We start from the raw sequence: 8,830 nt of genomic DNA, 5'->3' as shown, positions 1-8,830 counted from the left end.
AGAGAAGCCTCAGCGCACGACAGCCGACGACGCCGCCCTCATCCTCGCTACGTCGGGTACGACGGGCAACCCGAAAGCCGTCCTTCTCACGCACAACAACCTGCTGTTCTCGGAACGAGCGTTCACCGAAGAGCTGGAGCTCACGTCCGACGATGTCATGTTCATGCCTGCGCCGCTCAATCACGCCACCGGCTTCAACCACGGCCTGCTTTCCCCCCTGCTGCTGGGAGGAAAAGCCGTACTGCAAGAAAAATTCGACGCCGAAAGCGCGATCGACCTCATGAACGTCGAAGGTGTCACCTGGTCCATGGGCGCCACGCCTTTCATCTACGACTTGCTGGGAGCAATGGAGCGCACGGGCAAGCGCCCGACGAAGCTGCGCTTCTATCTGTGCGGCGGAGCCCCCGTCCCCGGAACGATGGTTCACAGGGCACGGGAGAAGGGCATCGTACTATGTGAAGTGTACGGGTCCACCGAAAGCTGCCCGCATGTGTACGTTCCGCCCGCCTACGCGCTCGGCTGGAACGGGAAGTTCTCAGGACGCCCCTTCAAAGGGATCGAAGTGCGCGTGGTGGACGAGCAGGGCCGCGACGTACCGACCGGCATGCAAGGCGAAGAGCTCTCGCGCGGACCGAACGTGTTCGTGGGCTACCTCGGCAATCCTGAAGCAACCGACGAAGCGCTCAGCTCGGACGGCTGGTTCGCAAGCGGCGACCTGTGCTCGATGGACGATCGCGGACGCATCCGAATCAACGGCAGGCGCAAGGAGATCATCATCCGAGGCGGTGAGAACATCAGCGCCGCCGAAGTGGACGAAGCGGTAACCGGATGTCCCGGCATCGGAAGCCATGCAACCATCGGCATGCCCGATCCGCGACTCGGTGAGCGCATTTGCCTGTTCGCCGTCGCGTCCGGCGAGGCGCGTCCCAGCGTGACCGACGTTGCGGACTTCCTAAAAGGCCGCAACGTGCAAAAACGCCTTTGGCCAGAACGCATCGAATACGTCGATCGCATCCCGATGACCGAAAGCGGGAAAGTCAAACGCAACTGGCTATCCGATATCCTCGCCGAACGCCTGCTATCGAACGAGCGCGCCCTACGCGACAGCTCGCTTGCAAGCACGCAGCCTGAAAGGGACGAACGATGATCGAGCAAAAGTACAGCGTCACACGCACGCGTGCCACATGGAAGCCCCGCATCGCCGACGACGACCTCCCCTTCTATCGCTGCCCCGAATGCGGGCGCGTGCTTCAGGGAATCGCAGGCAGCCTCCCGGGATCGTTTTCGGACGGCCTGCGCAATCCGATGGCCGAGCCCCCCTATGCGCACGACATGCAGGCCCTCCCGACATGCTGCGGGAGCGCGCTTGAGCGCATGGAGCTAACGGAACTCGATGCGCTGCCCGAGGGCATCGAGTTCGATTACCGCATCCTCGGGGGATTCAACAGCAACGCCGTGGAATGCTCGTGGCGCATCAGCGACGACCGCTTCCGCATTCAGTGGATAGCTTTGAAGACGTTCACCGGTTCGCAGCTGAAGTACGTCCTGCCGAAGAAGCGCTCTCCTTTGCTGTTCGCCTTGGCCGACGAGGACGCGTACGTGTATTGCGACAAGGACGTCTGCCTGGAATGCACGTTCATGTGCAAACGCGGGTTCGTCTTCTACGTAGGCGTCGAGGACATGCAAGACGGAACCCACCGCACGTCCGATCAAAATGGCGCGCCCCTCACGTCCCTCATCGTCCGCCTCCCCCTTACGAGAATGTCCCCGTACTGGGAATCGCGCCCTTAGGGGGCACGTAGTCCGACGTGAACTCGATGAAGCTCTCTACAGCGCGGCTTCTGAACGCATCGCGTTTATACACCATATAGATGCGGTGAAAATCCTGCGGGATGTCCTCTATGGGAATGATAACGATATCGCTGAACGACTTCAGGCCGATAGACAGCGTAGCCAAGCCAACGGCGCGCGGATCGGCCTGAACCATGCCCCCCAACGAGATCTCATCCTCATATTCCTGCACGGCCGACACGCCGAACTCCTCCAACGCGTCGTTGACGTTCTCGCCTATGGGCGTTCCGCGGCGATAGGTGTACACCAAGCGCCCGCGCAAATCCCCCAGCGAGACGCTTTTCAGATGAGCGATAGGATTCGACGGTGCAACGAAGGCAACCAGCTGATGGGACACCACGTGCTCGAAGCATAGATCGGGCTTGTTGGGAACCTTGGCCGTGAACGCCACGTCGTATTCGTCGCGTTCGAGCGCCTCCACCAACGGCGTCGAAAACCCCTGAAACAGGTTGAACTTCACCGTTTGCCCGTATTGGGCATGGTAGTCGCGCAACAACATGGGTAAATAATCGCCCTGCACCGTGTAAATGGCGCCGATGTTCACCGTACCGCTCAACTTGCCGTTGTACTCCTGCGCCAGAGCCACCCCTTTGTCGATCTCGCGCAAGCCGCGCTTGACGTGTTCGGCAAAAGCGCGACCGAGCGGCGTGAGCTTCATGCGACGCCCTTCCCTCTCGAACAAGGGAGCCCCCAATTCGGCCTCGAGCGATTTAATAGCGTGAGAAAGCGAAGGCTGGGTGATGTAAAGCTCTTTGGCAGCGTTCGCGTAATGCTGCATCTCGGACAGCTTGGCGAAGTAATACAGCTGAGAAAGGTTCATGCGCGCTCCGTTCGTCGGCCGACAGCTCTACCTAGCAAATCGCACACGAAAACGCACCTCCCCGTAGTAGGCCCCGTATCCATGATTCAAGAAAACCCCTTGGCAGTATTATATCACCGAAAAAACGATCCCGCCTGTTGACAGGCGGGATCGAAGCACTTGAGTCACGCTATTGCAAGAACCGTTATTCGGTCCACTGAGCCTGGACGCTCTTCTGCTTGCCGAAGGCGTACAGACCGCACAGCAGCACGACCACCTGGCCGACGATACCGACGATGAACACGCTGTCGTAACCGAAATTCGAACCGAGGAACGCCCAGATAGTGGCACCGAAAGCGCCCATGAGGTTGACGAACACGGACACGCGAGAGTAGATCTCGGAGTATTCGCGAGTGCCGAACACCTGGCGCACCACGATGGGGCACAGCACCACGGCGCTGGCAAAGAAGAAGCCGTAGATGCAGGCACCGGCGTACAGAGCGATCTCGGACTGAACCCCCAGCCACACCAGCAAGATGCCCGCAACGCCCGCGACGAACGCGGTGATCATCGTGACCTTGGCATTCTTGTCAGCGAAACCGCCCATGGCCACCTTGGAGATCGCCTGGGCGACCATGACGGCAACGGACATGACGCCGCCGACCACGGCCACGTCGTAGGCAACAGTGCCCGCCGCACCCAGCGAGCGCATGTAGGACGGGAACTGCGGCGCGATGATGGTCAGGAAGTTGATGATGCCCGCATAGATGAACACAGCGTAGAACACGGGGCTCTTCATGGCTTTGGAAGCAGACAGGCCCTTCGCCTTCTCTACCGTGCCGTCCTCGGCGATCTCGGCGCCGTAGGGCTGCAGGCCCACTTCCTCGGGCGTAGAGCGGATGCAGAACAAGGTGAACGGAAGCGAAGTAGCCAGCGCCACGATTCCCCAAATCAGATAGATGGTCTGATACGACGTGCCGCTAGAGTTCAGCGCGGTGAACAACGAGTTCCAGATAGCGCCACCGACGCCCGTCATAGCCATGCAGATACCGATGAAGAAACCGGCGCTCTTCTTGAACCAGCGGTTCATGAGCGTAGGGATAGCGAGCCACAGGATGGAGATTTCGCCCAAGCCCAGAAGCACGCCAGAGATGTAGAACTGCCAGATCTCGGTGTAAATGCTCATAAGGATGAACGCGATGCCCACCAACGCGGCAGACACGCTCAGTATGATGCGAATGTCCATCTTCTGAATAAGCTTGCCCGCCATCGGGGACACCACGGTCATCGTCAGATACAGAACGGTGATGTAGAGCGCGAAGGGAGCCGTATCGATCGCGCCAGTGGAGGTAACCATGCCCATGGCCTCCGACACGACCGGCTGGAAGTTCGTCCACGTCGAAAACGTGAGCGCCGAGCACCCGAAGGTGAGCATGATGCCGGTGATGATGAGCAGCACATGCCGTGAGCTCATCTTGGCCTTTTGCGTTGCAGTACTCAAGGGAAATCCTCCTTCTTGGTTCGCTCGGCTATCCGCACCCCGCCATCGCTTTCCGCGACGTCCACGATAAGCAGGTGCACACAGCCGAACGAGATCTGGTAATGAACGCACTGAGAACGAACCCTTGAGTCACAAGATAAGACCTTGGTTACGAAAATGGGACCAACAGTTTGACCTATATGGGTAAACATTCGTACTTTGCATGAGTGCAGAGCGAGTCGATAGACGACCGAACGAAAAAGAGCCCCGCCGACTTCGGGTCTTGTGATCGGCAGGGCTCTTTTTCGGTTTTGCGACGCAGGGGCCAAGAACGACTTCGCGAACGCGCCCTACGCGTACTTCTCCATGATGAGCGGTGCCGCGACGTACACCATGATCTGGTCGGTCCCCTCGGCCATCTGGAAGCCTCGGCAGTCCTGCCATATGGACGAGACGCGCTCGTTTCGCGTGTACCCGCGACCTCCGAATATCTGCATCGCGTCGCTCGCAACCTCCGTGGCGGCTTCGGGCACGTAACGCTTCATCAAAGCCACGCCCAGGCGGTCACCGCAACCGCGGTCGAGTTTCCACGCGTTCTTGTACACGGAGTTGCGCATGTTGTCTAGCTTGACCTCCATGTCCGTGAGCATCTGCTCGATCTGCTGGAAATTCGCGATCTGGGTTCCGAAGGCCGTGCGCGTGCGCGCATAGGCTACCGCATCCTCCATGGCGGCTTGCGCCAGACCGAGCGCCGTGGCGCACGAGAACAGCCTGCCGATCTCGAATAGATGGAACAGCTGCGGAAACCCGGCCTGCTTTCCGTGCAAACGGTACGGCTCGTCCAAGCGGACGTTCTCGAACACGACGGTGGAAAACGGCAGTATGGATTGGCCAATCTTCTGAACCGGATACACCTTGATACCGGGCAGATCATGAGGAACGAGCCAAAACGACAGCGCCGGATGCTTTCCCGTCGACGCATCCCGATCGATGGCCGCAACGAGCAAATAAGGCGCGTACTCCCCGTTGTTCACGAATGTCTTCGTTCCGTTGAGAACCAGCCGTCCGTCGATGGTGCGAGCAGACGTGCGCATACTCATGGTGTCCGAACCGCCCTCGGGCTCGGATATAGCAAGGGCGAACGCCAACCGCCCTTCGGTCTGGTACCCCGTTCGAACGAACTCAAACTGCCCGGACCCGGCGAACTCCTCCATGATTTGAAGGTTCAGAAAGTCGTTCGGGAACGGCAGAGCCGCCCCCGAAACACGGGCGAGCTCCTCCAGAACAAGCGTCTGCGCCATAGTGTCGTACGTCACATGGTCGCGACGATGAATAACGCCGAAGCCATTGAAATCGAGGTTCACGAAATCACGCACCACCTCGTCGGGCAAACCGGCATCGTGTTGCCACTGGCGAACAGCCTCACATGTAAAATGCTGCTCGCCGAATTCGCGCACCGTCGCAATAAGCTTCTCGTATTCAGGTGCGAGATCGAAATCCATGATGCGGCCCCTTTCGCTGTCCATGATGGTTCACATCAGGCAGAGTGTAGCCTATGCGCTGAATCACGTCGACGAAACAAGAGAAAAGCAGCGAAAGAAGCCCATCAAAAAGCCCATATTGGGTAAATGTCTCGCCATCTACGCAAAGAAGAGGTGCATGGAATCGAATTACCATCGCCGAGGATGCGACTACACGACACCGGAATTGCGCCCAAGGAGAGGCTCAGGCAGAGGATCGCCAGGATCGATCGTGCCCGTCACATGCAAAAGCGCGGTCGACAACAGGCACGTGCGACCATCCTCGTCTTTGATGGACGTTTCCACCAGCACAGAGGTCGCACCGGCATGGACGACGGAAGCCTCTATACGGATCGAGCCGCCCAGCTTCACGCTGCGCGTGAAATTAAGACTGACCTGCTGGGTGACCACGCGCTTACCCAGCGACCAGGCCGCCATGCACGCCGCCACGTCGACGAGCTGCATGAGATAGCCCCCGTGCGCGCAACGGTATAGATTTGAAGCACCGTCGGGCACTGTTACCACGTTGCGCACGAACCCGGGGCGAACCTCGTCGTTGCGCACGGCATCGAATCCGCGCAGATCGCTGAGATGGTTCAAGCACCCCTCGCGAAGATAACGTTCCATAAACTGCAACTCCTCGATCTTGCCGATTCCTACCTGAGGGCCCCGACGACGCTGAACGCCGGAACCCTCAGGAGCGCCCTGATTGAGGCGATCTCCGTCCAGAGCGCGTGCGGTTCCTTACCCGAAGCGGTACTCCACGCCCATCGTGGGCTGGGGGTTCTCCCACTTCTTCACGATGGTGTCTCCGCAGGCTATGCGGCAGGTGCCGCACTCCAGGCAGCCGGCGTAGTCGAAGCTGGTCGCCCCGTTCTCGTCGATCTTGTAGAGCGCCGCCGGGCACACGCGCACGAGCTTCTTGAACTCCTCGATGTCGGGGTCGTCGGCCAGCTCGATGTGCGCGCTCTCCTCGTCCACCTCGTACTTGTCGATGGCGAGGAACTCGTCGACGTTGACCGTGATGTCGCAAATCCCGCTCATAGGGCCTTCACCGCGCCTCTCACTTCCTTGGCGAGCTTGAACAGCCCGCGCTGCTTCACGATGGGCATCATGCGCTTCATCAGCGGCTTCTGGGGTTTTCCGTCCACGCTGAACATGGTGTTGAAGACGTCCTTGACCATGACCGGGTACTCGGTGAACATGCGGTCCCAGCCCTCCATGACGTGGGGCCACTTGGAGAAGGTCTTGAGGTCCTGGATGACGAAGGAGCCCTCCATCTTCGTCCTGTAGGAGGACAGGCCCGCCTCGCTCACGTCGCCCTTGTCGATGGCCTCGACCGCGGCCTCGCCCGCCATGCGGCCCGACGCCACGGCGAAGTCCATGCCGCGCACCTGGTAGCCCATGTTCATGCAGAGGCCCGCCGTCTCGCCGGCCACCAGGCAGCCGTCGAACACGTACTTCGGGATCATGTTGTAGCCGCCCTCGGGCACCATGTGGCCCGAGTGCTCGACCACCTTCGCGCCGCGGATGATGGGCGCGACCGCCGGATGGTTCTTGAAGTCCTCGAGCATCTGGTAGACGGGGTGGGGGTTGGAGGCGTCCATGGCCGTGGAGATCGTGGCCACGAGGCCCAGGCTGATGGAGTCCTTGTTCGTGTACAGGAAGCCGCCGCCGACCTTGCCGTGCGTGCAGTCGCCGACAAACAACATCGAGGCGCCCTCGCCTTGCGGGACCAGGAAGCGGTCCTCGATCTGGGAGGCGGGCAGCTCGAACACCTGCTTGACGCCGACGGCCATCTGCGAGGGCTTCGGGCGGGGGTTGCCCAGGCACTTCTCCGACAGGATGGGGTTCACGCCCTCGGCGAGCACCGTCACCTGCGCGGTGATCTCGTCCTCGCCGGCGCGCACGCCGACGACCCTGCCGCTCTCGTCGCGGATGAGCTCCTCGACGGCGATGCCGCAGATGTACTCGGCGCCGGCGTCCTCGGCCTTCGAGGCCAGCCACTGGTCGAAGGGCGCGCGCAGGACGCTGTAGGAGTCCTTGCCCTCCTCTGCGAGCTCCGGGCTCGTGAAGTCGACGGCCATCTGCGAGGCCGGGTCCATGAGCGCGATGCGCTCGTGGGTGATCTTGCGCTCGAGCGGCGCCTCGGACTCGAAGTCCGGGAACACCTCCTTCAGGCTGTGCGAGTAGATGCGCCCGCCGGTCATGTTCTTCGCGCCGGCGAAGTTGCCGCGCTCGACCACGAGCACGCTCTTGCCCGCCGAGGCCGCCGTGTAGGCCGCCACCGCGCCCGCGCACCCCGAGCCCACGACGATGATGTCGAAATCGGTCTCAGACACGTTCCTCTCCTCTCTCTCTTTTCTCATCAACACGGTAAGGGCGCCCTGCCGCCATGTCGCGGAGTCGAAGGGCGCAGAAGAAGGGAAGGGGCCTGCGGCGCCCACCAAGCGAGTTCCGCAGCGAAGCGAGGACTGTCTGAGCGACTGGGCGTTGCCGACCCCTTCCCGGGCGGGTCTAACGGTCTTACAGCGCCGCGACCAGCTTCGGCAGGACGTCCTTGACGTCGCCCACGATGCCGTAGTCGCACTGCTTGAACACCGGAGCGTTCTTGTCCTTGTTGATGGCGAACATCGTGCCCGCGCGGTTGCAGCCCACCATGTGCTGCATCTGGCCGGAGATGCCGCAGGCGACGTACGCCTTCGGGGACAGCATGAGGCCGGACACGCCCACGTACAGCTCGGTGGGAAGCCAGTTCACGCCCTCGGTGAGGGGACGCGAGCAGGCAAGGCCTGCGCCCAGCTTGTCGCACAGCTCGCGCGCCAGGTCGAGCTCGGACTCCTCGGCGAAGCCGCGGCCGGCGGCCACGACGACGTCGGCCTTGTTCAGGTCCACGCCGCTCTTCTCGATGGGCTTGGAGGAGACCAGCTTCACGGGCGTCGCCGGAGCAACCCAGGCGACGTCCTCGACGGCGTTCGCGCCGGAGGCCTCGGCACCCTCGAATGCGCCCGCGCCCACCGTGTAGATGGCCACGTCGCCTGCGGCCTTCTGCACGCGCTCGGCCACGCCGCCGAAGTACAGGCTGACGGCGCCGTTCTCGAAGGACATGACGTCGGTGATGACGGAGGCGTTCGCATGGGCGGCCAGCTTGCCGGCGATCGTCTTCATGTGGCGCGTGGG

Annotated in this window: 9 protein-coding genes; 2 read left to right on the top strand and 7 right to left on the bottom strand. The window is 61.4% G+C overall.

Annotation, left to right across the window (positions count from 1 at the left end):
• Together ACMO6A_RS08895 and ACMO6A_RS08890 are read left to right on the top strand one after the other, a co-directional pair.
• Positions 1 to 1,147, top strand: a 1,147-nt coding sequence (locus tag ACMO6A_RS08895) for an AMP-binding protein (RefSeq protein ID WP_418471123.1), incomplete at its 5' end; no start/stop codon positions are given.
• Positions 1,144 to 1,791, top strand: coding sequence for a hypothetical protein (locus tag ACMO6A_RS08890; protein WP_009609295.1), 648 nt, complete (start codon positions 1,144 to 1,146; stop codon positions 1,789 to 1,791). The genes ACMO6A_RS08895 and ACMO6A_RS08890, both read left to right, overlap by 4 nt.
• On the opposite strand, the gene ACMO6A_RS08885 is transcribed toward ACMO6A_RS08890, so the two are convergent.
• The 7 genes from ACMO6A_RS08885 to ACMO6A_RS08855 all read right to left on the bottom strand — a co-directional run.
• On the bottom strand, positions 1,754 to 2,671 hold the full coding sequence (locus ACMO6A_RS08885; protein ID WP_009609271.1) for a LysR family transcriptional regulator: 918 nt from the start codon (positions 2,669 to 2,671) through the stop codon (positions 1,754 to 1,756). The genes ACMO6A_RS08890 and ACMO6A_RS08885 overlap by 38 nt on opposite strands.
• A 184-nt stretch (positions 2,672 to 2,855) precedes the next feature.
• A complete protein-coding gene (locus tag ACMO6A_RS08880) occupies positions 2,856 to 4,151 on the bottom strand; it encodes a CynX/NimT family MFS transporter (RefSeq protein WP_009609246.1) in 1,296 nt (431 codons plus the stop codon).
• Between the two features lie 329 nt (positions 4,152 to 4,480).
• Complete coding sequence (locus ACMO6A_RS08875) at positions 4,481 to 5,632, bottom strand: acyl-CoA dehydrogenase family protein (protein ID WP_086414524.1); 1,152 nt, start codon at positions 5,630 to 5,632, stop codon at positions 4,481 to 4,483.
• A gap of 189 nt (positions 5,633 to 5,821) precedes the next feature.
• Entirely contained in the window at positions 5,822 to 6,277 is a 456-nt protein-coding gene (locus ACMO6A_RS08870) for a PaaI family thioesterase (RefSeq protein WP_009609263.1), read from the bottom strand.
• Between the two features lie 117 nt (positions 6,278 to 6,394).
• On the bottom strand, positions 6,395 to 6,694 hold the full coding sequence (locus tag ACMO6A_RS08865; protein WP_009609249.1) for a 4Fe-4S dicluster domain-containing protein: 300 nt from the start codon (positions 6,692 to 6,694) through the stop codon (positions 6,395 to 6,397).
• A complete protein-coding gene (locus ACMO6A_RS08860; RefSeq protein WP_009609291.1) occupies positions 6,691 to 7,992 on the bottom strand; it encodes an FAD-dependent oxidoreductase in 1,302 nt (433 codons plus the stop codon). Before ACMO6A_RS08860 ends, ACMO6A_RS08865 begins: the two co-directional genes overlap by 4 nt.
• A gap of 184 nt (positions 7,993 to 8,176) precedes the next feature.
• The coding region (locus tag ACMO6A_RS08855; RefSeq protein ID WP_418471122.1) for an electron transfer flavoprotein subunit alpha/FixB family protein at positions 8,177 to 8,830 on the bottom strand (654 nt) is incomplete at its 5' end.

This window comes from Eggerthella sp., assembly GCF_048329335.1.
Taxonomy (GTDB): domain Bacteria; phylum Actinomycetota; class Coriobacteriia; order Coriobacteriales; family Eggerthellaceae; genus Eggerthella; species Eggerthella lenta.
This window is presented reverse-complemented; position numbering and strand designations above follow the sequence as displayed.

Excerpts from the sequence above, each read along its gene's own strand:
- ACMO6A_RS08890 (WP_009609295.1), top strand. The coding sequence starts at position 1,144 with ATGATCGAGCAAAAGTACAGCGTCACACGCACGCGTGCCACATGGAAG.
- ACMO6A_RS08885 (WP_009609271.1), bottom strand. The coding sequence starts at position 2,671 with ATGAACCTTTCTCAGCTGTATTACTTCGCCAAGCTGTCCGAGATGCAG.
- ACMO6A_RS08875 (WP_086414524.1), bottom strand. The coding sequence starts at position 5,632 with ATGGATTTCGATCTCGCACCTGAATACGAGAAGCTTATTGCGACGGTG.
- ACMO6A_RS08870 (WP_009609263.1), bottom strand. The coding sequence starts at position 6,277 with ATGGAACGTTATCTTCGCGAGGGGTGCTTGAACCATCTCAGCGATCTG.
- ACMO6A_RS08865 (WP_009609249.1), bottom strand. The coding sequence starts at position 6,694 with ATGAGCGGGATTTGCGACATCACGGTCAACGTCGACGAGTTCCTCGCC.